Annotated in this window: 20 protein-coding genes, 4 pseudogenes and 1 other annotated feature; of the genes and pseudogenes, 7 read left to right on the top strand and 17 right to left on the bottom strand. The window is 69.4% G+C overall.

Annotation, left to right across the window (positions count from 1 at the left end; all coding sequences use genetic code 11):
- The first annotated feature begins 8 nt into the window (after window positions 1–8).
- The gene (locus A3862_RS29520; protein WP_043755471.1) at window positions 9–938 is read left to right on the top strand and encodes an AraC family transcriptional regulator; all 930 of its coding nucleotides are present in this window, start codon (window positions 9–11) and stop codon (window positions 936–938) included.
- A gap of 176 nt (window positions 939–1,114) precedes the next feature.
- Here A3862_RS29520 and A3862_RS29515 read toward each other — a convergent pair whose 3' ends face one another.
- Window positions 1,115–2,053, bottom strand: a complete 939-nt coding sequence (locus tag A3862_RS29515) for an NAD(P)H-binding protein (protein ID WP_111474258.1) — start codon at window positions 2,051–2,053, stop codon at window positions 1,115–1,117.
- Between the two features lie 91 nt (window positions 2,054–2,144).
- On the opposite strand from A3862_RS29515, the gene A3862_RS29510 reads away from it, so the two are divergent.
- On the top strand, window positions 2,145–3,035 hold the full coding sequence (locus A3862_RS29510) for a LysR family transcriptional regulator (protein WP_111474257.1): 891 nt from the start codon (window positions 2,145–2,147) through the stop codon (window positions 3,033–3,035).
- A 9-nt stretch (window positions 3,036–3,044) separates the two neighbouring features.
- Here the strand turns inward: A3862_RS29510 and A3862_RS31740 are convergent, their stop codons facing one another.
- From A3862_RS31740 to A3862_RS29460, 11 genes and pseudogenes are all read right to left on the bottom strand, one after another.
- Window positions 3,045–3,188, bottom strand: a complete 144-nt coding sequence (locus A3862_RS31740; RefSeq protein WP_164706410.1) for a hypothetical protein — start codon at window positions 3,186–3,188, stop codon at window positions 3,045–3,047.
- Window positions 3,189–3,355: 167 nt separating this feature from the next.
- Window positions 3,356–4,198 (bottom strand): IS21-like element ISMdi7 family helper ATPase IstB, encoded by an 843-nt coding sequence (gene istB / locus A3862_RS29505; RefSeq protein ID WP_003596510.1) that lies wholly within the window; start codon window positions 4,196–4,198, stop codon window positions 3,356–3,358.
- Window positions 4,195–5,694 carry an IS21-like element ISMdi7 family transposase gene (gene istA, locus A3862_RS29500; protein ID WP_012778770.1) on the bottom strand — a complete coding sequence of 500 codons (1,500 nt, stop codon included), beginning with the start codon at window positions 5,692–5,694 and terminating at the stop codon, window positions 4,195–4,197. Before istA ends, istB begins: the two co-directional genes overlap by 4 nt.
- Window positions 5,695–5,799: 105 nt before the next feature.
- Window positions 5,800–6,912, bottom strand: a pseudogene (locus A3862_RS29495) (SulP family inorganic anion transporter); the annotation flags it as partial.
- A gap of 114 nt (window positions 6,913–7,026) precedes the next feature.
- Window positions 7,027–7,082, bottom strand: a sequence feature (sul1 is cis-regulatory element that is thought to sense ions involved in sulfur or methionine metabolism; They are found in Alphaproteobacteria).
- A 316-nt stretch (window positions 7,083–7,398) separates the two neighbouring features.
- The gene (locus A3862_RS29490; protein WP_043755483.1) at window positions 7,399–7,821 is read right to left on the bottom strand and encodes a response regulator; all 423 of its coding nucleotides are present in this window, start codon (window positions 7,819–7,821) and stop codon (window positions 7,399–7,401) included.
- A 137-nt stretch (window positions 7,822–7,958) separates the two neighbouring features.
- On the bottom strand, window positions 7,959–8,633 hold the full coding sequence (locus A3862_RS29485; protein WP_043352913.1) for a class I SAM-dependent methyltransferase: 675 nt from the start codon (window positions 8,631–8,633) through the stop codon (window positions 7,959–7,961).
- Window positions 8,634–8,697: 64 nt separating this feature from the next.
- Window positions 8,698–9,756 (bottom strand): glycosyltransferase, encoded by a 1,059-nt coding sequence (locus A3862_RS29480; RefSeq protein ID WP_111474256.1) that lies wholly within the window; start codon window positions 9,754–9,756, stop codon window positions 8,698–8,700.
- A complete protein-coding gene (locus A3862_RS29475; RefSeq protein WP_111474255.1) occupies window positions 9,753–10,694 on the bottom strand; it encodes a glycosyltransferase family 2 protein in 942 nt (313 codons plus the stop codon). The genes A3862_RS29480 and A3862_RS29475 overlap by 4 nt, the downstream gene beginning before the upstream one ends.
- Window positions 10,695–10,735: 41 nt before the next feature.
- Entirely contained in the window at window positions 10,736–11,881 is a 1,146-nt protein-coding gene (locus tag A3862_RS29470) for a glycosyltransferase (RefSeq protein WP_053608604.1), read from the bottom strand.
- Window positions 11,882–11,903: 22 nt separating this feature from the next.
- Window positions 11,904–12,788, bottom strand: a complete 885-nt coding sequence (locus A3862_RS29465; protein ID WP_111474254.1) for a glycosyltransferase family 2 protein — start codon at window positions 12,786–12,788, stop codon at window positions 11,904–11,906.
- On the bottom strand, window positions 12,778–14,829 hold the full coding sequence (locus tag A3862_RS29460) for an HAD-IIB family hydrolase (protein ID WP_043352927.1): 2,052 nt from the start codon (window positions 14,827–14,829) through the stop codon (window positions 12,778–12,780). The genes A3862_RS29465 and A3862_RS29460 overlap by 11 nt, the downstream gene beginning before the upstream one ends.
- A gap of 93 nt (window positions 14,830–14,922) precedes the next feature.
- On the opposite strand from A3862_RS29460, the gene A3862_RS29455 reads away from it, so the two are divergent.
- Together A3862_RS29455 and A3862_RS29450 are read left to right on the top strand one after the other, a co-directional pair.
- Window positions 14,923–15,963: a glycosyltransferase family 4 protein gene (locus tag A3862_RS29455; protein ID WP_111474253.1), complete on the top strand. Its 1,041-nt coding sequence runs from the start codon at window positions 14,923–14,925 to the stop codon at window positions 15,961–15,963.
- The gene (locus A3862_RS29450; protein ID WP_111474252.1) at window positions 15,963–17,147 is read left to right on the top strand and encodes a glycosyltransferase family 4 protein; all 1,185 of its coding nucleotides are present in this window, start codon (window positions 15,963–15,965) and stop codon (window positions 17,145–17,147) included. Before A3862_RS29455 ends, A3862_RS29450 begins: the two co-directional genes overlap by 1 nt.
- A 37-nt stretch (window positions 17,148–17,184) precedes the next feature.
- Here A3862_RS29450 and A3862_RS29445 read toward each other — a convergent pair whose 3' ends face one another.
- Window positions 17,185–18,168, bottom strand: coding sequence for a hypothetical protein (locus tag A3862_RS29445; RefSeq protein ID WP_111474251.1), 984 nt, complete (start codon window positions 18,166–18,168; stop codon window positions 17,185–17,187).
- A gap of 92 nt (window positions 18,169–18,260) precedes the next feature.
- Between A3862_RS29445 and A3862_RS29440 the strand changes: the two genes are divergently transcribed.
- The 3 genes and pseudogenes from A3862_RS29440 to A3862_RS29430 all read left to right on the top strand — a co-directional run.
- Complete coding sequence (locus tag A3862_RS29440; RefSeq protein WP_043755499.1) at window positions 18,261–18,905, top strand: hypothetical protein; 645 nt, start codon at window positions 18,261–18,263, stop codon at window positions 18,903–18,905.
- 4 nt (window positions 18,906–18,909) lie between these two features.
- Window positions 18,910–19,553, top strand: a pseudogene (locus A3862_RS29435) (hypothetical protein).
- A 374-nt stretch (window positions 19,554–19,927) separates the two neighbouring features.
- Window positions 19,928–20,710 (top strand): annotated as a pseudogene (locus A3862_RS29430) (IS5 family transposase); the annotation flags it as partial.
- Between the two features lie 172 nt (window positions 20,711–20,882).
- On the opposite strand, the gene A3862_RS32675 reads toward A3862_RS29430, so the two are convergent.
- From A3862_RS32675 to A3862_RS29415, 4 genes and pseudogenes are all read right to left on the bottom strand, one after another.
- The gene (locus tag A3862_RS32675; RefSeq protein ID WP_442919067.1) at window positions 20,883–21,290 is read right to left on the bottom strand and encodes an MFS transporter; all 408 of its coding nucleotides are present in this window, start codon (window positions 21,288–21,290) and stop codon (window positions 20,883–20,885) included.
- 140 nt (window positions 21,291–21,430) lie between these two features.
- Window positions 21,431–22,171 (bottom strand): annotated as a pseudogene (locus A3862_RS29425) (MFS transporter); the annotation flags it as partial.
- A 164-nt stretch (window positions 22,172–22,335) separates the two neighbouring features.
- Window positions 22,336–22,518 (bottom strand): hypothetical protein, encoded by a 183-nt coding sequence (locus tag A3862_RS29420; RefSeq protein ID WP_111474250.1) that lies wholly within the window; start codon window positions 22,516–22,518, stop codon window positions 22,336–22,338.
- Window positions 22,485–23,045, bottom strand: coding sequence for an MBL fold metallo-hydrolase (locus A3862_RS29415; RefSeq protein WP_164706409.1), 561 nt, complete (start codon window positions 23,043–23,045; stop codon window positions 22,485–22,487). The genes A3862_RS29420 and A3862_RS29415 overlap by 34 nt, the downstream gene beginning before the upstream one ends.
- Window positions 23,046–23,171 lie beyond the last annotated feature (126 nt).

The following is a 23,171-nucleotide window of genomic DNA, read 5'->3' as shown; positions in this document are numbered from 1 at the left end:
CGTCCGAAATGGTCGATCCGCTCACCCAGGTGGTCGGGCTGCTTCAGCCCAGCGCCTCGTTCTCCAAGCTGGTCCTGGCCGGCGGCGCCTGGACCGTGCGCCGCGACGACCACGGCCAGCCGTTCTACGCCGCCGTGCTGGAGGGGGCGTGCCGCCTTGCGATCGACGGCGAGGCGGAGATCGTCCTCGCGGCCGGCGACTTCGTACTGATCCCCGCCGCCAGCGCCTTCGCCGCCTCCAGCCTCGGCGCGCCTTCGGCGGGGCGGGCGCCACCGCCCGTCGAGGTTGGCCCCGGCGTGTTCCGGCTCGGTCCTGCCGAGGTGCCGCCCGACCTGCGCATGCTGGTGGGGCACTGCACCTTCGCCTCCGACGATACGGAACTGCTGCTGTCGCTCCTGCCACGGTTCGTCCATGTGCGCGGCGTCGGACGACTGGCGATGCTGCTCGGCTTGGTGAACGAGGAGACGCGGGGCGACAGGCCCGGTCGCGAGGTGGTCCTGGCGCGGCTTCTGGAGGTGCTTCTGATCGAGGCGCTTCGGTCCACCACGGGTCCGACGGCGCCCTCAGGCCTCCTGCGCGGGCTTACCGACGAGCGCGTGGCCAACGCGTTACGCCGGATGCACGAGCGACCGACCGTTCCCTGGACGGTCGCGGCCCTGGCCCGAGAGGCGGGACTGTCGCGCTCGACATTCTTCGAACGGTTTCGGCGCGAGGTCGGCGTCGCGCCGATGGCGTATCTGCTGGCGTGGCGCATCGCGCTGGCGAAGGATCTGCTCGGTCGCGAGGGAGCCGGCGTAGCGGAGGTTGCCGAGCGCGTGGGCTACGGGTCTGCCAGCACCTTCAGCACCGCCTTCGCCCGTCATGTCGGCAGACCGCCAATTCACTACGCCCGCGAGCAGCGCGCCCAACAACGTAGCCCTGCGCCTCTGCCTGTCTGAGACGGGTGGTTTGCCGCCCTTCCGCTTTATATTACAGACCGGAGAAAGCGGACGTCCGGCGATTGCGCTCAAGCTCACCGAAGGTAAGGGGGCCCAGCGGAGATTGTTCGCCGCCAGATCGAACGACATTGAAATAAACTGAATAAGGTGATGGTGAGGCGGGCATCCTGAAGCTCTCAAGTTCTCAATGCGTCGACAACCGCAGTATCCAGCGAAGTGCACGGCACGTCGCCGAGGAGTTCCATCAATCGACTTCCGTCGAGGCGCATCGCGTGCGCCCAGAACGGACGGACCTCCATGACTTCTCGGGGGAACCCACCGAACGGTGCGAGCGCGCGCATCAGCGCCCAGGGGAATCGGCGCTCGGGCAGGTCGGTGCGACCCGAAGCCCGGCGGACTGCAGCAACCATCGCGCGACCATCGGCATCGTAGTGGCCGGGAAACTGGAGCCGCTCGCAGGGCAGCAGGCGATCCGCAGGCAGTTCCAGCAGGTGGATGATGGTCTCAGCGAGGTCGGGCAGGTACGCCCAGGCATGGCCAACGTCCCGCGTTGCGGGATTGACGATGCGCGTGAGCGGCGGCTTCGCCAGGGCCTGCGCGAACCAACTCTGGCCCGCCCCCGGTCCGAAGAAATCGCCCGCTCGCACGACGAGACTCCTCACCTCCGGGGCGGCCTCCGCCAAGCGCTTCTCCATCTCGACGCGGATCGCGCCCTTGCGCCCTCGCGGATGCTGCGTGGTCGTCTCGTCGATTACCGGGGCGAGGGTCGGGTCGTAGTTGTAGATCGTGCCCGGCAGGACGATCCGGGCGCCAGCCTCCTGCGCCGCCGCGAGCGTGTTGTCGAGCATCGGCAGGACTAGCCGATCCCACCCGCGATAGCCGGGCGGGTTCACCGCGTGGACGATGACGCTCGTCCTTTCCGCGGCGCGAACCACGTCCGCCCGGTTCATGGCGTCGCCAGCTTGCCAACCCGGTGCGACCGGGGCGCTCCAGGCAGCCGCCGCTCGGCTCGGATCACGTACCAAGGCAGTGACGTGCCACCCCCGCGCCAGCATCGCTCGGGTCACCGCACCGCCGACGCCGCCCGTCGCCCCCAACACCAGAGCCGTTCTCATCGTCCTGTTCCTCCGTTCGTCCCCGCGTTGATGCGTCGAACGAGAGGTCCGGTAAATTGACGAGCTTCGATGGTCCGCCTATCGAATTTCGATGAGCAATGCGGATTGCGACTGGGACGATCAACGCGCCTTCCGAGCGGTGCTCGACACCGGTAGCCTGTCGGCCGCGGCGCGAGCCCTCGGCCTCACCCAGCCCACCGTCCGGCACCGGATCGAGGCGCTGGAGCGGGCCGTCGGGCAACCGCTCTTCGTCCGCGGCGTGAACGGGCTGGCGCCGACGCCCGAGGCGCTCGGCTTGGTTGGGCACGTCCGGCGCATGGCTCACGCGTCCGAGGCGTTCCGGCGCGAGGCGAAGGGAGCGGCGTCCGAGGTGGCCGGCCCGGTCCGACTCAGCGTATCGGACTTCGTCGGCATCGAGGTCGTGCCGCCGATGCTGGCGGCTTTGCGAGAGCGCCACCCGCGCCTCGCGGTCGAACTCCTCCTCACCAACACCAACACCGACCTACCCGGCCAGGAGGCGGACGTGGCGGTTCGCATGGCGCGGCCGAGCCAGAACTCGCTCGTGGCGCGCCACGTCGGCAGCATCCCGCTCGGGTTCTTCGCGTCGCCGGCCTACCTCGACCGGAACGGCATTCCCGAGACCGTCACGGACCTTACCCGGCACGCCATGGTCGGGCCCGACCGCATGCCGGCCTACCTCGCGATCCTGGACGCCCTGGGACGCGAGGCGGGCGGGCCGCTGCACGTCGCCCTGCGCAGCGACAGCCATCCCGCACAACTCGCCGCGATCCGCGCCGGCCTCGGCATCGGCGTGGTGCAGGTGCCGGTCGGCGAGCGCGATCTCGTGCGCGTCCTACCGGACCGCGTCGTGTTCGACCTCGACACCTGGATCGTGGCGCACGAGGACGTCCGGCGCAGCGCCCGCATCGACGCCCTGTTCAACCACCTCGTGGAGTCTTTTCAAGCCTACTGCTCCCGGTAGAGGCCGCCCTCAGCCGCTGGGCGCCGACGACACCAGGAGATCCCGCAGCCATGCCTGGGCCGGGTGCCGGTCCGAGCGCCTGTGCCAGAGCAGGTGGAACTCTACTGGGGCGAGTTCGACGGGGCAGGGCCTGACCGTGAGGAGAGGTGCCATGCCCGAGCCGGTCACGACGCCTTCCATCAGCGTCGCGACGAGATCTGTAAAGGGCGGACCAATTTTAGGCCGCCGTGGCGGAGTAAAACCAGGCCACGGACTGCGGACAGCCTGAACGATGAAGGGGCCCGATCGGGCCTCTTCATCGTTTGTCGCGGATCGTGAGGTCAGGCTGGCCGGATCTCGCCCGTCGCGGGATCAGGGTCATCAAGGGTGGCCTGGTTTTGCTCCGCCCTGTCTGTGCGGCCCCGCCGGCTGCGGGAGGATCTGAGGCGGTAGCTGTCTCCGTTCAGGCTCAGGATGCTGACGTGATGGGTCAGCCGATCCAGCAGCGCACCGGTCAGCCGCTCCGAGCCCAGGACCGAGGTCCAGTCCTCGAACGGAAGGTTCGAGGTCACCACCGTCGAGCCGCGCTCGTAGCGCTGGGACAGGACCTCGAACAAAAGCTCGGCCCCCGTCGGCGACAGCGGCACGTAGCCGAGTTCATCGACAATCAGCAACTTCACCGCGGCCAGCTCCCTCTGAAGCCGGAGCAGGCGGCGCTCGTCACGCGCCTCCATGAGCTGGTTGACCAGCGAGGCCGCCGTGGTGAACGTGACCGAGAAGCCCTTCTGGCAGGCTGCCAGTCCGAGAGCCAGGGCGATGTGCGTCTTGCCGGTGCCGGAGTTGCCGAGCGCGATGACGTTCTCCCGACCGAGGACGTAGCCGCAGCGCGCCAGCTCCAGCACGAGCATCTTGTTCAGGCTCGGGATGGCGGCGAAGTCGAAGGTGTCGAGGCTCTTCACCGCCGGGAAGCGTGCCGCCCGGATCCGGCGCTCGACCATGCGCCGTTCGCGGTCGATCAGTTCCAGCTCAACCAGCCGCAGCAGATAGCGGGGGTGGTCGAGGCCGCTCCGGGCGCAGTCCCGGGCGACCTTGTCGTACTCGCGCAGGACCGTCGGCAACTTCAACTGCTTGAGGTGATGGGCGAGCAGGACGCCCGGTGTCGTCTCATCGCCGCTCACGCTCATGCCGCCACCTCCGGCACCAGCACCGTGTAGTCGGCGGCCATCGTCGCGCGCACCGCAGGCCGGGGCAGATGCGGGTAGGCCGACAAGTCGAGCCGAGGCGGCCGCCGTTCGAGACGGGCCAGCGCGATCAACTTGACCGCATCGAAGCCAATCGCCCCGAGCCGGATCGCCTCGGTGACGGCCCAGGCCACGAGGTCCTTCGGCATCGCCTCCATCAGGCGCAGCACCTGGATGAACTCGCGCTTGCCGCGGTTGCCCATGCGCGCCTCCAGAAGGTGGCGCAGGTGCTGGAACGCCTCGGGCAGATCCCAGCCCTGGAGTGCCGCGGCTTGGTCGAGGGCGTTCGGCTTGGTCTCGATCAGCGCGAGGTAGTGCAGAGGTTCGGCGACGAAAACGCCGCTGCCGTAGCTGCGCGGGTGCCGGGCGATCTCGACCCCCGCACACAGGATCACGACTTCCTCGACGAAGCCCTTCACCAGCACGTCCCGGAAGCCGTAGGTGGTCGGCACCGAGTAGTCGTTGCCGCGATAGCGCACCAGCGCGGTCGACGAGACGCGCCCGGCCCTCTTCTCGCACGGCTCCAGCGGCACCGCCGGCAGGGCTCGCAGAACCACTCGATCGGCCATGAGCCGCGTTCCGATGCTCTCGGGATGCCGCCCGGCGCACTCGTTCTGCCGAGCTCGGCAGCGGCGCTCCAGGTCAGCGTTCAGCGCCTCGAACGAGGCCGCCTCCGGAGCCGGGGTCATGAAGTGGGACCGGGCGAACTTGACCAGCCCCTCGACCTTGCCCTTGTCGTTGCCCCTGCCCGGACGGCCGAAGCGATCCCGGAACAGGCAGTGGCTCACCAACTCGGTGAAGGCGCGCGTACGCTCACGCTGTCCGTCGCCGCAGATCTTGGCCACTGCGATTTTGGTGTTGTCGTACAGGATCGACAGAGGCACGCCGCCGAAGAAGGCGAAGGCGGCGACATGCCCGTCGAGAAAAGCTTCGGTGGTCTCCCGCGGATACGCCTTCACGAAGCAGGCGTCGGAGTGCGGCAGATCCATGCAGAAGAAATGGATCTTGCGGCGCACGCCAGCGATGGTGGCGACCGCCTCGCCAAAATCGACCTGGGCATGGCCGGGCGGGTGGGCGAGCGGCACGAAAGTCTCCTGCCCCCGTGCTCGGCAGATCCGTACGTGGTCCTTCACCACGGTATAGCCACCGGCATAGCCGTGCTCGTCGCGTAGGCGCTCGAAGATCCGCTTGGCCGTATGGCGTTGCTTGAGCGGTGCAGTCCGGTCCGCCTCAAGGATCGCCGCGATCACTGGCAGAAGAGGCCCGAGCTTCGGCTTCTCGACCGGCTTCGAGCGTGTGTAGCCCGGCGGCAACGAGAACCGACACATCTTGGCGATCGTCTCTCGGCTCAACCCGAAGACCCGAGCCGCCTCACGCCGGGACTGGCCCTCGATGAACACGAACTGCCGAACGGCTGCGTAGACTTCCACGACGAACATCCTCGGCTCCTCTCGAAAGAGAAGCCTCTCCACTGGCCGGCTTTTACACCGCCCGCATCAGCACAAAGCCGACGCTCCAGTGGATGGTTTTGTCACCGTCCTACACAGCACACCCTTGGCGAGGTCGTGAGTAGCGACCACCACCGCGACAGTGCCGAGCATGACCACGCTCGACGCCTTCGGATGGGTGACCAGCGTGCGCAGGGATTTCCACTGGAAGGTGTTGATGGAGACCATGATCATCACGGCCACGAGCGACGCCATCGGGATCTGCGCCACGTAAGGCCCGAGCACCACGATGAGGAACAGCAGGAACACACCGGAGAATAGGGTCGAGAGGCGCCCGCGGCCGCCGGAGGAGACGTTGATGACCGATTGCCCAATCATGGCGCAGCCGGCCATGCCGCCGAGGAACCCGGAAGCGATGTTGGCGACGCCCTGGCCGGCGCATTCACGGTTCTTGTTCGAAGTCGTGTCGGTCATCTCGTCGACGATGGCCGCGGTCATCAAGCTCTCCAGCAAACCGACCATGGTCAAGGTCAGCGAGACCGGAAGGATGATCCACAGCGTGTCGAGGGTGAACGGCACCTGTGGCAGGGCCACCCACGGCAGCTCGCTCGGGAGCGCCCCCATGTCGCCGACCCTGTGGATGCCGAGGCCGAGGTACATCGAGACGGCGGTGAGCAGGACGATGGTCACCAGCGGTGATGGCACGGCCTTGGTCAGGTACGGCATCCCGTAGATGATGCCGAGGCCAACGGCGGTCATGACGTAGACCGTGGTGCCTTGGCCGAGGAGCTCGGGCATCTGCGCCAGGAAGATCAGGATCGCCAAGGCGTTGACGAAACCGGTGACCACCGACCGCGAGACGAACCGCATCAGGTTGCCCAGGCGCAGGGCCCCGGCGACGATCTGCAGGAGCCCGGTGAGGATGGTGGCGGCGTACAGGTAGCCCACCCCGTGGGCCTTCACGAGCTCGACCATGAGCAGCGCCATGGCGCCGGTGGCGGCCGAAATCATCGCCGGCCGGCCACCGGCGAAGGCGGTGACCACGGCGATGCAGAAGGAGGCGTAGAGGCCGACCTTGGGGTCGACGCCTGCGATGATCGAGAAGGCGATGGCTTCTGGAATGAGGGCCAGGGCGACCACCGCGCCGGCCAATAATTCACGCGTGACGGTGTTCGGAACCCATTCGCTCCAGAGATGTGCGAAGTTCATGTTGGATAGGGACTTTCATCGTCCCGGCACGCGAAGCGTCTGCAAACCCGTGCGGGAGGCGCAAGACGGCAGGTCGGCCCCCGCGGAAGTCCGTGACACAGTCGCCGTCGATTGCGTGGTCCGGCGGATCGGCGGCCGGAAGAGCCACCCGGGCTTTCACCGGGTCCTGTCCTATACCGCCCTCGTACATCAGCGGGGTGGTGCGTTGCAATATCCCAACGATGTCCGGCGCGTCGCCTACCGCAGGATCGGCTTCGACGTCCCAGCATTTGCACGTCTGCTGACCGGGCCTGCTCAGGCGGCATTGGACGACTGGGTGGGGTCGCTATCAGACTGTCCGCTCGGAGTGGTGTCCGGCCCGTCCGCTTCTGGACGGCGAATGCATCGAAGCAGACAGCGCCGCCGGGTCCGTTTGGGGTGCTGACAGTCATTTTGCGTGCATGCTTGCGTAGCTGCGAGTGCTGACCAAAGATATGATCGCGCCTCTCAGGCGCGGTTCTCGTTGCGCAGCGGCTCGGGCTTCTGCTCGTCCGGCAGAACCTCGCGCAGGTGGTGATGCACGATGTCCACGCTGAACGGCTTTCCGATGAAGCGCGCTCCGTCCGGCAGATCGTTCGGTCCGGGCTTGGCCTGCCCCGACGCAACGACGATCGAGATGTAAGGATAGGCGCGCGCAACCTTGCGAGCGAGAGCGAAGCCATCGTGTACGCCCGGCATCTGCACGTCGGTGAACAGCAGCACGATGCACGCGTGGTGTTCTTCGAGCACGAGCAACGCCTTATCACCGGATGCGGCCGCAAAGGTCGCAAACCCCGCTTCCTCCAAGATGTCGATTGCAGCCATGCGGACCATGCCGTCGTCGTCGACGACGAGAGCACAGGGCGCAGCGTTCGAGGAGGCATGGGTCATCTCCCCTCAATGCCGCGTTTCATGGAAAGGTCCGGGTGGAAAGACGCCAAGTTCAGCCGCCTGTCATGAGATGGACGCCCGAGGTCGTCAGCGTTCCGACCAGATCCTCGTCGCCGGCGCACAGGCGAAGCACTTGATTAACCCTCATTCGGCTTGGTGAACTTGCACTTGCCCTGCAGCGACCACGGCCCCCGCGCCCCGACTTCGGCGCAGAACGCATCGACCGCCCGGGTCACACCCGGGAAGCGGCCGCCCAAGCGGTCGTAATCGTCGGCGATCAGGAGGCCTCCAGGCCGCAGGACCGGCCACCAGGCGCGCAGGTCCGCCGCGACAGACGTCTCCTCGTGCCCGGCATCGAGATGAATGACGTCGGCGGTCACACCGCGCAGACGCAGGAGTTCCGCGGCATTCACCGAGTCGAGCGGCAACGGCACGATGTGGTCCGTCATGCCTTCACGCACCACATTGGCCAGGAAGGTCCGGTAGAGGCTCGGATAGCCATGCTCGGTGGCGAGTTCCGCGAACAGCGCCTCGTCCGCCCAGTGATCGACGGCTCCGAGCCACGTATCGACCGCGATCACGGTGCCGGTGACGTTGTGCTCGACCATGGATCGCGCGAGAAAAAGGGCGCTGGCTCCCTTCCATGTCCCGATTTCGACGGTGACGCGGGGTTGGAATTCGATCACCGCCTCTTCGAGATAGGGGTGGATGCTGCGCCAGCCTTGAAGGTCGCCGGCGCGTAGGTCCGCCGGGGGATCCGCGAAGGGGTCGCGGCCGTGCCACAGGGCGGCGATCAGGTCCTGACGGGTCATGGCACTCTGATTTGAGGGTGTTGGAAGGCCCAGGAGGGGCAGACATCCAGGAAGAGCAGTGGGGTCATCGAACGGCGCGGGCCTGCGCGTAGAGTGCCTCGCATCGGTCGAGCCAGCATGCGCGGGTGAACAGGCGCAGGACACGCGCGCGCGGGATCGGCCGCGGGATCACGAGCGCCGCGCCGATGGCACGGGCAAGACCCGCTTGGTCCCCTGGTGCCGCGAGGGATCCGGCTTCGCCGACGACCTCCGAAACGGCGCCCCGGGCGAAGCCGGCGACCGGCAGGCCGCAGGCCATCGCCTCAATCGCCGCCAGCCCGAACGGCTCGTCCCAGCACGGTGTGGCCAGGAACACGGAGGCGCGGCCGACCTCCGCGGCCAGGGCCGTCCCGCTGAGCTGGCCGCCGTAGCGGATCGAGCCGCCGAGCAACGGCGCGACCTGGGCCGCCCAGTAATCCGGCTCCTCGATCGGACCGAACAGGGTCAGGGGCAGGCCGGCTCGGCGCGCCGCGCCGATCGCGTGCTGCGCGCCCTTGTCGGGCGTGATCCGCGCGCACCAGACGGCGCTGCCGTCGCCGTCCGGACGATACGGCCAGGCGGCGGGATCGATGCCGTTGTGAAGCACCGAGGCCTCCGGGGGCGCCCCGTCCGGCCACCACGCGTCGAGATGCGCCCGGGAGGGCGCGGTGATCCGGTGTCCCGGGGCGGGGCTCGCCTGCACGAACCAGCGCAGGGCGTCGTAGGGCGGTACGTGCAGCGACGTGACGGTGGGCGTCGCGGCGGTGCGCCGTTTCTCCAGGGGCAGACGGCTCAGGCTGTTGTTGTGGAGCACATCGAAGCCCCCGGCAGCGATCCGGTCGCAGGCGGAAGCGTAGCCGTCGTCGAGATGAGCCTTCAGGCCCGCATCGCCCCGGTGCTCCAGGCCGGCATGGCTCCGCTCGTGATGGACCGGGATCACAGGATCCAGCGCAAAGCGCGCGTCGCTGTCGCCGGAGGCGAACAGGGCGACACTGTGGCCCCGGGCGGCGAGACCGTCCGCGAGGCTCCACGTATAGGCTTCGAGGCCCCCCGCGAAGGGCGGGGCGATCGGATGGCGGAGATGGGCAAGGAGCGCGATCCTCACGCCGTCACCGGCGCCGGCGCATTCGCGGCGGCCCCGGCATCCATCCGGGCCTCGATGGCGCGGATCACCGACGCCGAGTTGGTGTAGGGCTGGTGGCCCAGCTGACCAGTCAGCGCGAGGTCGGCGGCGTCGGGCCGGCGCAGGATGCGGATCGGCCGATCGGGCGTGTCGTCGATCAGGCCCATCACTTTGAAGGCGTAGAGCCAGTGGCCCATGGTGCGGTAGCCCCACTTGGCCTCGAACAATTCGGCGTTGCGCACCACACTCTCGAGGTGATGGACCGGCGGCATGTGGTGCGGGTGGTACTGGTGATAGGCGCGCGCGCCCTTGATCCAGGCGATCGGGATGCCGCTTCGGTCGAGGAGCTTGCCGAAGTCGGTGTCCTCGCCGCCGTAGCCGGTGTAGCGCTCGTCGAAGCCGCCGGTCGCCAGGAAGGTCGCCCGCCGGATCGCGAAGTTGAGCGACCAGAAGCAGCGGTAATCGTTGCAGATCTCGATGCCGGAGGCCGGGGGCCCGCGGCGGTCGGAATGCCGCTCCGCCACGGCATCGAGGCCGGCATAGTCCCAGGTCCCCAGCGTGGCGCGCTCGGGCAGATGCAGCACCTCGCCCATCAGCAGCCCGTCGAGTTCGGAGAGCCCCCGCGTGTAGTCGGCGACGAGGTCGGGCGCCGGGATGCAATCGACGTCGAGGAAGACCACGGCGTCGCTGTCGACCGCCGCCACGCCGCGGTTGCGCGCCGCCGCCAGCGGCAACTCGCGGCCCCGCACCGGAATCTGATGCACCGGGAAGCCGACCTCGGGCAGGTCGTAGGGCGTCTCCTGCATCACCGCGACGATGAAGGCGGCGGGGGGCTGCGTCTGGCGCTCCAGGCCGCGGAGCACGTTGCGCAGATGCGCCGGCCGGCCCTTCGCGAGGGTCACCACGGAGACGGTGGACATAAGGCGATCGGGCTCCGGTTGGGTTGGGGAGACGGCGGCGGTCACTCGGCGGCGATGCCTGGAAGCGGGACGGTTTCGGCGCCGGCCGGTCCGCAATCCCAGAGCGCGTCGGTCAGCCCTTCGAGCCAGCCGGCGGCGCGGGCAGCGGCGTCGGGGGCGTAGAGGCTCCGCAGGGGAGCCCCGTCGAGGGCGCGGGCGCGGGCGAGGAGGTCCCGCCAGCCCCGGAGATCACCCGGCCAGGCGGGCGCCTGCACGGCAGCGCCGAGCCGGACCAGGGCCTCGGCCTTGCGGGTCTGCTCGGCGAAGTAGCGCCATTCCGGCATCACGATCAGGCGACCGCCGACCCGGGCAACCTCGTGGACCGTGTTGTCGCCCGCCGAGGCGATCACGATGTCGGCGGCGGCGAGATAGTCGGTGACCGAGGACACCCAGCCGAGTTCGCGCAGATTCGAAAAGTCGGTCTCGTGGCCCTCGCGGTGGGTCGGCCCGAGGGTGAGCCACAGGGCGTCGGGTTCGGCGCGGGCCGCGACCGTGAGGGGCGCGAAGGGCGTGCCGCTGCCGCCGCCGCCGGTCACCGCCACCACGATCTCCCGTGCAGGATCGAGGCCGAGCTTGGCGCGGGCCTCCGCGCGCTCCGGCACCCGGTCGACGCTGGTGCACAGGCCGCCGCTGTAGAAGGTCTTGGCGCGCAGAGGTGCCGGGTAATCGTCTTGCTCCAAGCGCTCGTCGAAGGGGGCGAGCATTCCGACGCAGGCCTCGTAGGCGCCGACATGGCCGATATCGGACCGGTCGCCGTGCATGCGGATCTGCACCGCCGGCACGCTGGCGATGCGCGCGAGCAGCGCGATCTCCGCCGAGACATCGACCACGAACAGGCCGATTCCGCGCTCGTCGAGATGGTCGAGGATCGACCGCATCGTCCGGCGCATCGCGTCGAGACCCAGGGGAACGCAGTGCATCACCTGGGGCGTCGGCTCGGCGTAGAGGCGCGCCGTCGGCACGGCGGCGCCGATCATGTTGGGGAGCGCCACGATCTCGATGTCGCGGCCGAAGCCGTCGAACAGGCGTGGATCGGCGGTCAGCACCGAGACGGCCCGGTCACGAGCAAACTCGGCGGCCACCGCCATCGTGCGGTTGGCGTGGCCGCGGCCCTGATGATGAACGAAGAACGCGATCGGCTTCTTCATGGCGGTGGGTTCGGGCTCGCTCTCAAGAGAACAGGGCGTCGGGCCGCAGGGCCGCGGCGATCTCGGGTTCGGTCGGCGGGCGGATCAGGCGGATCGCGGGGGCGGCGACGTCCCAGTCGATCAGCCCGGCCGCGCGGAACTGGTCGAGCCAGTAGGTCATGCACCAGCGCCCGTGCCGCGCCCGGAAACGCGCCGCGTTGGCGAGGATCGACGTGAAATGCTGCAGCGGCGGCACGTGGACCGGATGGTGCTGGTGATAGGCGCGAGCCCCCGCGACCCAGAAGACCGGCAGCCCGGCGGCGGCAAGCCGGGCGGCGAGGTCCGTCTCCTCACCGCCGTAGCCCACGAAGGCCTCGTCCATGCCGCCGGCCGTGCGCCAAACCGCGGCCGGTAAGGCGAAGGACAGGCCCCAGAGCTGGCCTGCATCGGGTTCCGGCCGCAGGCCGTATTTGGGCAAGGCGGGCCGGGCCGGATGGGCTCGGCCGAGGCGGTCGAGTACCGCCGGCTTGCAATCGCCGGTGCCCGCCCCCGGCGGAAGGTAGAGGACCTCGCCGAGCAACAGCCCCTGCGTCGTAGCGCCGGCCCGCGCATAGGCGTCCGTCAAAGTCGGCGACGGGATGCAATCCACGTCGAGGAAGACGAGGAGTTCAGCGCACGCTGCCTCGGCGGCCCGGTTGCGCGCGGCGGCCAGCGGCATCGGCTCGCCCGGCACGTGGAGGTGCCGGATCGGGCAGCCGGGATCGGGCAGGTCCGGCGCACGCTCCGACTGCATCCAGGCGATCACCAGCTCTCGCGGGGCCAGCGTCTGGCGGGCGAGACCCTGCATCAGGTTACGGAGCCGGTCGGCCCGGCCGCGGACCAGGGTCAGGACGCTGGGAGCCGGCCCCCCCGCGTGCTCAGCCGGCATCGGCGAGCATCCGGCGGAAGTGCGAGACCCCTTCAATGATGCCCCGGGCGTGGGTCCGACGGGACACGTAGGAGTGCTTCAGGGCGGCATGGCTTGCGAGGTCGTCGGAATAGTTCGCCACGATGATCGCCTGCACGCGGGCGCCGAGCATCTCGATGTCGTTGCCGGAATCGCCGGCCACGAACACGGCGTGCTCCGGCAGGTCGTACAGGGCCCGGACGTGGTCCACGGCAGTGCCCTTCGAGGCGGCCTCGGGCAGGACGTCGAGATACCGTCCATGACTGTGAATCACACGCGCGGCGATACCGGCCTCTGCCAGACGCGCGCGGACGCGCCGTTCGGTCTCGGTGTCACCGAAATAGCTCAGCTTCAGGGCCCGCTGCTCCAGAGGACCCTGCGGGCTCAGCCCATCAAGCCTGTCGAGCGCTGCCTGCACGGCGGGCCGATCCCAGCCGGGCTCTATGATCCGGCGCCACGCGGCGTCTGCCGTGTATGTCACGCCGTTGGCGTCGAGGTGGTAAATTTCGGATCCCACCGAGGTGATCATTACCTGGGGCCGGGGGCTGTCCTGTTGCTCCAGCACGGCCATCGCGCTGTGGAAGGACCGGCCGGTTGCGACGCCGAAGGCGAGCCCCGCCTGCCGGCTGCGCCACCGGCGGAAGATTCCCATGGCCGCATCGCAGCCGACCAGCGTGTTATCGATGTCGCAGACGAGCAGCTGCCGGGGTGTCTGGGTGGGCGGCTCCGGGGACAGCAGCGCGCGCAGCAGGACGTGATAGCGGGCGGCGTGCCGGTCCCAGTCGTAGGCTGCAGCCGCCCGGGCGCCGCCAGCCACGCAGCGTGCGTAGAGGACCGGATCGCCCAGGATCCGCAGGCACGCCTCCGCGATCGCCCCGTGGGTGCGTGGATCGACCAAGAGCCCGTTGCCGCAGGTCTCGACGATGTCGTTGGGGCCGCCGCTGTCGGTGGCGACCAGCGGCAGGCCGGCGGCAGAGGCCTCAAGTAGCGTCAGGCCGAAGGGCTCGTTGAGGGCCGGGTTGACGAACAGGCCGCCGCGCGTCCGGGCATGGGCGTAGATCGCCGGAACGTCCTCCGGACGGTGCGTCTTCGGGTAGGCGACGCGCCCGTAGAGATCGTAGCGATCGATCAGGACGAGGAGGTCGCGCATGGTCGCGGCCATGTCGCCGTCGAGGGTATCGATGTCGTCACGGGTCCCGGCGATGATCACGAGGTTGGCGTGGGCCTGGAGCGCACGACTCTCGCCGTAGGCACGCACCAGCGCAGCGAGATTCTTGCGCGCCACCGGCCGGGCGAGCGCCAGGATTGCCGGCCTGTCCGGATCGTCGAGGAAGCGGTCGATCGCCGCGTCGACCCGGGGATGGGTCTGGGCCGCGGCGAAGCGGGCGAGGTCGCTGCCCGGAGGCAGGACGCGGACGCGTCCGGGATCGTAGGCCGCATAGCCGGCGTACTGCACCTCCGCCTCGTCCCGCGAGGAGGCGATCACGAGCTGGGCTCGCGCCACAGCCTCCTCCTCGGCGGCGATCCGGCGGGCGAGATCAGGCCGGACGGGGGCCGTGCCCAGCATCGTTGCCTTCACGCGTCCGAGGGAATGGGCCGTGAAGACGAAGGGGATGCCCAGGCGATCTTCCACCAGGGCCGCCACCGTCGCCGCGTCCGCGTAATGCGCGTGAATGAGATCCGGCGCCCGGGCCTGGGCGGCGATCCAGGTGATGAGGTTTTCGGCGAAGGACGCGACCTCGGCGTGCATCGCCTCCTTGGCGCGGTAGTCCGGGGACGCGCTCGCGAGCCGCACGAGCGTGACCTTGTCGGCGATCGGCTCTTCGGGCACGGCGTAGGCGGCCCCGAGGGAGCCGCGAAACAGACGGGTCGCCACCACGATCCGCGTGAGATCGCGGTCCTGCACCGAGGCCGAGACCAGATCGAGCAGGTAGCGGATATGGCCGCCCGTGTCGGCGGTGAGCCCGTAGACGACGCCGTCGCCGCGCAGGCAGCCCTGCAGGGCGATATGCAGGACAAACATCAGGCGTGCGCTGCGGCTCTCGCGCGCCGCAGAACGCTTAACTTATGTAAAGCGAACGCCGCGCCCCGGCTTAACATATGTAAAGAGGTTGCCGTGCTTCGCGTCGCGCAGGTCGCTCCGAACATTTTTCCCGTTCCCCCAGACCATCACGGCGGCACCGAGCGGGTTGTGCACGATCTCAGCACGGCGCTACGAAGCTTGGGTGTGGAACTAACATTATTCGCCCCATCGGACAGTGCGACAGACTTACCGCGCGTCGGCAATTACCCGAGTCTCGCGGCGCTGGAACGGCAACACGGGCGCGTCGCACCCGGGGTGCCCGCCGCCCTGGAGGCTCTGCAGCTGGAGGACCTGCGGCAGCGGCTCGACGATTTCGACATCGTCCATTGCCACGGCGAATTCGCCCACGCGGCGCTGCTGGGCGCGCGGCGCCGACGCAGCCTGACCACCATCCACTGGCGGGTCGACGAGCTCGACCGGGCCTTGTTCTTCCAGGGTTTTCCCGACCTGCCCGTCGCGGCGATCTCGGCCGCGCAGGCGACCGGCATCCCGGCCGTGAACCTGGCCGGCATCGTCCATCACGGCATTGACCGGGCGCGCTACGCCTTCCGCGCCGCGCCGGACGACCATGTCGCCTTCGTGGGTCGCATGACCGACCAGAAGCGGCCCGACGTGGCGATCCGGGTCGCCCGCGCCGCCGGTCTGCCGATCCGGCTCGGCAGCACGATCGATGTCGGCAACCCGGACTATTTCGACCGCTGCGTGCGTCCCCTGCTGAGCGTCGACGCGACCTATCTCGGGCCCGTCGACGATACCCGGAAGGGCGAGCTCCTGGGCGGCGCCCGGGCGCTCCTGTTCCCGATCGACTGGCCCGAGCCCTTCGGCCTCGTGATGATCGAGGCGATGGCCTGCGGCACTCCGGTGGTCGCCTGGAACCGCGGCTCGGTTCCCGAGATCGTCGAGGACGGGGTGACGGGCTTCATCGTCTCCAGCGAAGCCGAGGCGGTCGCGGCCCTCGCCCGGATCGGGCAGCTCGACCGCGCCGCGATCCGCCGCCGGTTCGAGGAGCGCTTCACCGCCGAACGCATGGCCCGGGATTACCTCGCCCTCTACTACCGCCTGCGCGCAGCCTGATGCGCACCGCCTTCCTGGCCTGGGACTACCCGCCATCGCCGAGCGGGCTCTCCACCGCGGCCCGAGAGATCGCCGAGAGCCTTGCGCAGGCAGGCGCGGAGGTGACGGTGTTCACCCTCGACCGGACCGGACACGAACGGATCGGCGGCGTCACCGTGTCGGGGCTCGCCCTGGCGCCTGGCAGCTCCCTCGCGCGCCTGCGCCTCTGGGGCTCCGCCGGCCATCTCGCCGCCCCGCTCGCCTTCCGGCGTGCCGTGCTCGAGGCGCATCGCCGAGGGCCCTTCGCCGTGATCGAGGCGACCAATTGGTATGCGCCGGCTGCCCTGCTCGCCGACCGGCGGGATCTGCCGCTGGTGACCCGCAGCTCCACGCCGGCCGCCTTCACCCGTGACCCGGCCGGCAGCCTGCGGAACCGCCTCGACGGCTGGACGGCTGACCGCCTGGAGCGTCGGCAGGCTCAGGCGAGCGCTGGGCTCATCGCAAACACCGCGACGCATGCGGGGGTGATCGCCCGTTGCTACGGGCTGACCGGGCGGCAGCCCGAGGCGGTGATCGGTCTCAGCCTGCCCCCCGAGGTCGCCGAGGCCGCGAGTGGCGCCCCCTATCCGGAGGCGGCGGAACCGATCCGCCTGCTCTTCGTCGGGCGGGCGGAGGCGCGGAAGGGGTTCGATGCCCTTCTCGGCGCGGTCGCGATCCTCGGTGCCGAGTGGGCGAGGGGCGCGCTGCCCGCCTTCCGGCTCGACCTCGTTGGGGTGCCGCCGGACGATCTCCCGGCCGATCTGCCCGATGTGGCGCGGCCGCACATCCGGGCCCGGGGCCGGATCGACGGCCGGGCGCTGTCGGCGGCCTACGCCGAGTCTCACGCGGTGCTGGCGCCCTCGCGCTACGAGAGTTTCGGCCTCGTCTACCAGGAAGCGCTCGCCTACGGCCGGCCGGTCGTGGCCTGCGCCGAGGATGCGAGCGCCCGCGCCTTCGTCGGCGTGCCCGGCGCCGGCCCCCTGGCCGCGGCCGCGACCGGGCCGGCCCTCGCCGACGCCCTGCGTCCGCTCCTCACCGATCCGGACCTGCGCCGCGCCTATCGCGCCCGCGCCCTGGCGGCGGCCGGGCGCTTCAGCCGGGCGAGCCTCGGGCGCGAGACCCTGGCGCTCTACGAACGGGCGATCACGGCGGCGCGGGGCGGCTGATCGTGCAGCCGCGGCAGATCCGGTCCGCTCCGACCCGTCAGTCTGCGTAGGGGCGCAGCAACGCGGCCTCTTCCTCCGGACGTCCGCGCCCGGGATCGAGCGCCTCGTAGCGCCGCGACCGTGCCCGGACATGGGCCGCGCTCAGGCGATGCTCGATGCCGCCGTGCAGGGCGATGAGGCTCCCGGGCCAGCCACGGTCGAGAACCGGGCGCTCATGGACGCGGCCGGCGTAGACCAGATGGGTGCGGTTCAACCGATACTGGACATCCGGGAACACGTCCGAGAGGACGCCGTCGACCCGGTTCGCCCGGGCGAGGCCGATCGAGACGACAGCCTCCGCCTCGGCCAGGGCCGCCAGGGCGGGCAGCAAGCGGCCGGTCGCCGGGCCGAGCGCCTCGTCGGCGTCGAGCTGCAGCATCCAGCCGTGGCGGGCGAGGCCCTGGAGAGCATTGCGCTGCGCGGCGAAATCCCCGTCCAGGGGGCGGGCGGCCACGCGCACCGCCCCCGCGGCGAAGCCCGCGACCGGGACCGGCACCGCCGCCCGCGCCGGCCCGTCGATCAAGATCGCGACGTCGTCCGTCCAGCCAGCCTGCGCCGGCAGCGAGGCCAGGACGGCGTCCCGGTCCGCCGGACGGCAGAGGAGACCGAGGGACACCGGGCGCCGGTCGGCGGCTTCGAGGGCGAACAGCTCAGCGTCGGCCGCCCGGGTACCGTGGGGGTGTCGGAGTTCCGCGCGGCCGGCCGCGTCGCGGGGACGGACGCCGAGCCGCCAACGGGTCGCGGCGCTACGCAGGGTATAGAGGTCGAGGCCGTAGGGCGCCTCCAGGTCGGGCGCGAAGACGGGACCGGCGAGGCTTCGGGCCAGATGCGCGCGGCAGGCCTCCGGGGCCGCGCCGTGCGCGAGCAGGACCCCGCAGGCGTTGCAGGCCAGCGGGAAGGCGCGGCGCGCGCCGCCCGGATAGGACAGGGTCCGGTCGCTCGGCCCGATCATGGCGGCGGCACAGACGAAACACCGGCGCATGATCCCATCTCCGACGCCCGCGATCCAGCAGAGGGGCCTGGATGCGTCGGGCCCGCGCCTTACCTCCGCGGTTCCCATAACCCCTGCCGCACGTGATCCCGGACGTCGACTCCCTCCCTGCCGGACGCGCCGGCCTACCAGCCGACGGGTCCCTCGCCATCGTGGGCAACGCGCCCGGAGCGGGTGCGTGCGCAGCCGCGATCGATGCGGCGGACAGCGTGGTCCGCTTCAACAACGCGCTCGGCTTCGGCGGCGGCACCGGCCACCGCGTCACGCATCTCGCCCTGGTCAACCGCGGCGGCCAGCCGCGGGAATGGCTGGCGGACCGGCGCTTCCTCGAGCGCCCGGTGGTCCGCGCCGCGCAGGCCTTCATCCTGCCCTTCCCGATGCTGCCGGCGGAGCACAACGTCCCCGAGCCGATCTGCTGGACCCGCGAGCTTCTGGCGCGGCTGCGTCCGTTGGGCCGCCCGGTCCTCCTCCTGCCCGAGACGCTGCACCAGCAGGCTCACGCCCTGCTCGGCCCGCGCACGGCGGGACACCCGAACCCGAGCACCGGCTTCCTCGTGACGCTCGCGCTGCTGCTCGGCCGCCCGGCGGGTGCAGGACCGGCGCAGGTCTTCGGCTTTGGTTTCGACGGCTGGCCCGGTCATCCCTGGGCGGCCGAGCGCGCATGGTTCGCCGAGGCTGAGGCGGCCGGACGCATCCGTGTGCATCCACCATCTCTGACCGAGCAATAACGTCATGACCACGCTGATCACCGTCCTGAAGGGCGGCGGGCGCTACGACGCCACCTGGGTCGCCCGCCTCGCAGGCGGCATCCGCCGTCATGCCCCGGCTTTCGAACGGATCGTCTGTCTTACGGACCTGCCAGTGGCCGTCGCGGGCGTGGAGACGATCCCGCTCCGGCACGCTTGGTCGGCCTGGTGGGCGAAGATGGAGGCGTTCCGGCCCGGTCTCAGCACGGGTCCGACCCTCCTGTGCGACCTTGATACGGTGCTGACCGGCCCAGCCGATGCCCTCGCCGAGCCCGGCCTCGCCGCGATGGAGGACTTTTTCCACGCGGGGCGCCTCTCCAGTGCGCTGCTGCGCTGGTCCGGGGACGAGCTCGCATCGCTTTACACGACCTTCGCGGCCGACCCCGACCGCTGGATGAGCCCAGGATCCTGCGGCCCCGTGCCGAACGCGGTGCATGGCGATCAGGTCGTCATCGACCACCTGCTGCGTCGGAGCGGGCGGCAACCGGATTTCATCCAGCGCCTCCATCCCGGCCTGCTCGATTTCTATGACCCCGGCGCGATTCCCATAGCCCGGTCGTGATCTTTATCGGAGCGGCGAAGCCGGATACGGCAACTGGAGCCGTGCATGCTGCGTGGACGCGTAGCTGATGGAGGATTCCCTGCGCTGTCTCGGCTACAACTTCGGGAGCGTAATCGTGATCAGGTCGGCCGCGGGTGAAGACGACCTATCTGGACAGAAGCTCCGAAGCTGCCCTTCGCCTACGGGCTACGTTCTCGCATGATCCTACGCGTGCCAGTGGGTCGCAGTCGGGCAAGGAGAATGTCCGCATTTCGGGCGGCGGCATTCCGAAGCGGAATGGCAGGTTTCGGCCAGACCACGTCACGCCGACCCACAAATGCGCGCAGGAGCAATCGTTCCGCTTGGCGCCCACTACGGCCATTAGCTGCCGGTCGGCGGCATCTCCGAAGCAGACATCGGCTAGAGGCTGTTACGAACCTGCGGCTGCGCCAGTTTTGGCAGGATGCAGTCCCGCCGTGCCTATCCGTCCGATGTCAGCGATGAAGAATGGGCGCTGGTCGCCCCCTACCTGACCTTACTTCCCGAAACGGCCGCTCAGCGCGAGCACAATCTGCGGGAGGTGTTCAACGGGCTGCGCTACGTGGTGCGATACGGCGTGGCTTGGCGTGCGATGCCCCACGATCTGCCGCCCTGGCACGCGGTGTACGATCAAGCCCAACGCTGGCTGAGGGCGGGCTGCTTCGAGACCTTGGTCCACGACCTGCGCGCCGTGCTGCGCCTGGCTTCGGGCCGGACCGAGGAACCTTCGGCCGTGGTCCTCGACAGCCGGACGCTGCGCTCGACGCCCGAGAGTGGGGCCCGCGCCGCTTGGGACGGCCATAAGCGCACCCGGGGATCGAAACTGCACGCGGCCGTCGATACGCTCGGGCAGGTGCTGGCGTTGCACGTCACGCCCGCCAATGCCGACGACCGCGCCGCCGTGGCGAGGTTGGCTGATGCCGTGCAGGAGGCGACCGGCGACAGCGTGAACCTCGCCTATGTCGATCAGGGCTACACAGGAGAGCGTGCGGCGAAGGCAGCAGCCGATCACGGCATCGCTATGGAGGTTGTGAAGCTACCCGAGGCCAAGCGCGGTTTCGTGCTGCTGCCACGCAGATGGGTCGTCGAGCGTGCCTTCGCTTGGATGGCCCGCTTCCGCCGATTGACTCGCGACTACGAGCGCCTGCCAGCCACTTTGGCCGGATTGCACCTCGTCGCCTTCAGCGTCCTGCTCCTCCGCAGGGCCGCTGACTTCGCTGCAGTCCGTAACAGCCTCTACTCCGAAGCGGACTGGCAGCTTTCGGCCAGGAACGGTCGGCTGCTTTGCGCCCATTGCAGATGCGTGGCGTCCAAAATTCATGAGCCGAAAGCAGACGTCCACTCAGCCGGGTGGACGTCTGGCCCGTGTGGAACTGCCGTCAAGCCGATTGTCGCACGCGAGAGTGGATGATGATGTCGCTCGGCTCGGTGCTGACGGCCTCCAGGGCCATGCCCTTCGTCTCGACCCCGAGCACGAAGACGACGACGCCCTGCACAAAGAGCCCGGCAGAGATCAGGCCCAAGACGGCCGTGATTCCACCCTGCATGTACAGAAAGGCGATCAGGAATGGGATGCCGATGTTGGCGAGGCGCCCGGCTGTGCTGCACAGACCCACGCCCCGCAGGCGGATCTCCGTCGGAAAGAGCTCGGGCACGTAGGCGGCGATGCTGAGCGCGCCGAGGATGAAGACGCAGGCCACGAGGCAGAATCCGAGCCCCATGACCAGCGCGGGGTGATCTGCCTGCGGGTAAGCCAAGCCGATCGCGAGGGCCACGAAGGAGAACAGGACGATTCCCCTTTTGCGCCCGAGGCTCTCGGCCAGCAGGCAGCCGATGAAGGCGCCGAGCGGTGCCCGAGCGTCATGACGGCAGTAAAGCCGAGAGACTTCGTGACGGTCATCCCCTGAGCCAGGAAGAAGGTCGGCATCCAGGTGATGAAGCCGTGGGTGATGAGGTTGTTGACGATGTTGATGACGATACCCGTCACCGTTCGGCTCAGGAGTTGGCCCTGGAACAAGGCGGAGAGCGGAACGCTCGGGGCGGCGATCGGGGTGTGGACGGCCGGCACGGGCGCAACCTGCGATCCGTAGACCTGTTCCTCGATGCGGCGGGTGATGGCCTCGGCCTCGGCGTGGCGGCCCTTCGATTCAAGCCACCGGGGCGATTCCGGCATGTTCTTCCGGAGCAGCCAGACGATCCCGGCGCCGATCCCGGCTATGGCGAACATCCAGCGCCAGCCGAGATAGGGGATGATCAGAAAGCCGCCGAAGGTCGCCGCGAACAGGGCCGAGTTGGTGAAGACCGCGAGCAGCGCCGCGAACCGGCCGCGGATCGCGGGCGGCATGAACTCGGACAGGGTGCCGTAGCCCACGACGATTTCCGCCCCGAGCCCGAGCCCCATGACGAAGCGGAAGCCCGTCAGCCACAGGATGTCGGGAGCGAAGGCCGCCGCCATCGAGGCGATCCCGAAGATCGCGAGGTTGAACTGGTAGGTGAAACGCCGTCCATAGCGGTCCCCCAGGATGCCCGCGAGCCAGGCGCCGACGGTCATGCCTGCGAACGTCGCCGAGATGAACCACGCGTTCCGGTCGACGTCCGAGAGTCCCTCGCGGACCAGGGCTCCGAGGACCCCGGCGGCGAGGTAGATGTCGAACCCGTCGAAGAACATGCCTGCTCCGACGAGGAACAGCATGCGCGTGTGAAACCTGCTTCGGGGCAAACTATCCAGGCGATGCCCGATGGACGATCTCGTCATGGTTGCGTCCTCCCTCGCCGCCGAGCCGCATCGGCCCGGGGTCGTTGTGATGTCTCCAGGTCGTCCGGGCTGAAGCTTCAGCCGTCCGCTTCGGCCTCCTCGCAGAGAAACCGGAAGGCGAAGCCATCGCCACGCGTCGCGATGCGCGCCGCGTGGGGCGCCATGAAGTGCCCTGGGAAGAGGACGCCTTCCGCTTCCGCCAACTGCGCCAGAAGCCGGCGGCGCGTCAGCGCGGCCGTGGCCGGGTCGATGCAGCCCATGCAGCTCCATTCGGGATGGAACACCTGGACGGGGTGATGAATGATGTCGCCCGTGAACGCCCCGGCCTCCGGTCCGCAGCGGAGCCAGACCGCCACGTGCCCGGCGTATGGCCGGGCGCCGGCGCGAGGTGGAGAACGCCTTCGAGGACGTGATCCTCATCGACGACGAGGGCGCGCCCCGCCTCGAGGATAGGCAGCACGCTGTCGCGGTAAGCCTGCAGATGCGGGCCGCGCGCGCCTTTCTCGTGTTCGGCCTGCCAGAACGCGTGCTCCGTCCGACCGAACACGTAGGTTGCGTTCGGAAAGGTCGGCACCCAGCGCCCGTCGATGAGCCGCGTATTCCAGCCGACATGGTCGGCATGGAGATGCGTGCACAGAACGTAGTCGATGTCATCCGGGGTGGCCCCGGCCTCCGCGAGGCGGTCTAGGAATGCGGTCGACAGGTTGCACCAGTCGGGCCGGGCGTCCCGAACCTTGCCGTTGCCGACGCAACCGTCGATCAGGATCCGCTTGCCCTCGGTCTCCACGAGCCAGGAATGCATCGAGAGCAGGATGCGCCGGCTTGCCGGATCGAAATGGTGGGGGCCATCCAGCGTTCGTGGGCCGCGATCTCCGCTTCGGTCGCAAGGGGAAGAAGCGCAGCACATCGAAGC

Source organism: Methylobacterium sp. XJLW (genome assembly GCF_003254375.1).
GTDB lineage: Bacteria > Pseudomonadota > Alphaproteobacteria > Rhizobiales > Beijerinckiaceae > Methylobacterium > Methylobacterium fujisawaense.
Note: the sequence above shows the minus strand (reverse complement) of the source record. Positions and strands in the feature narration are given on the sequence as shown.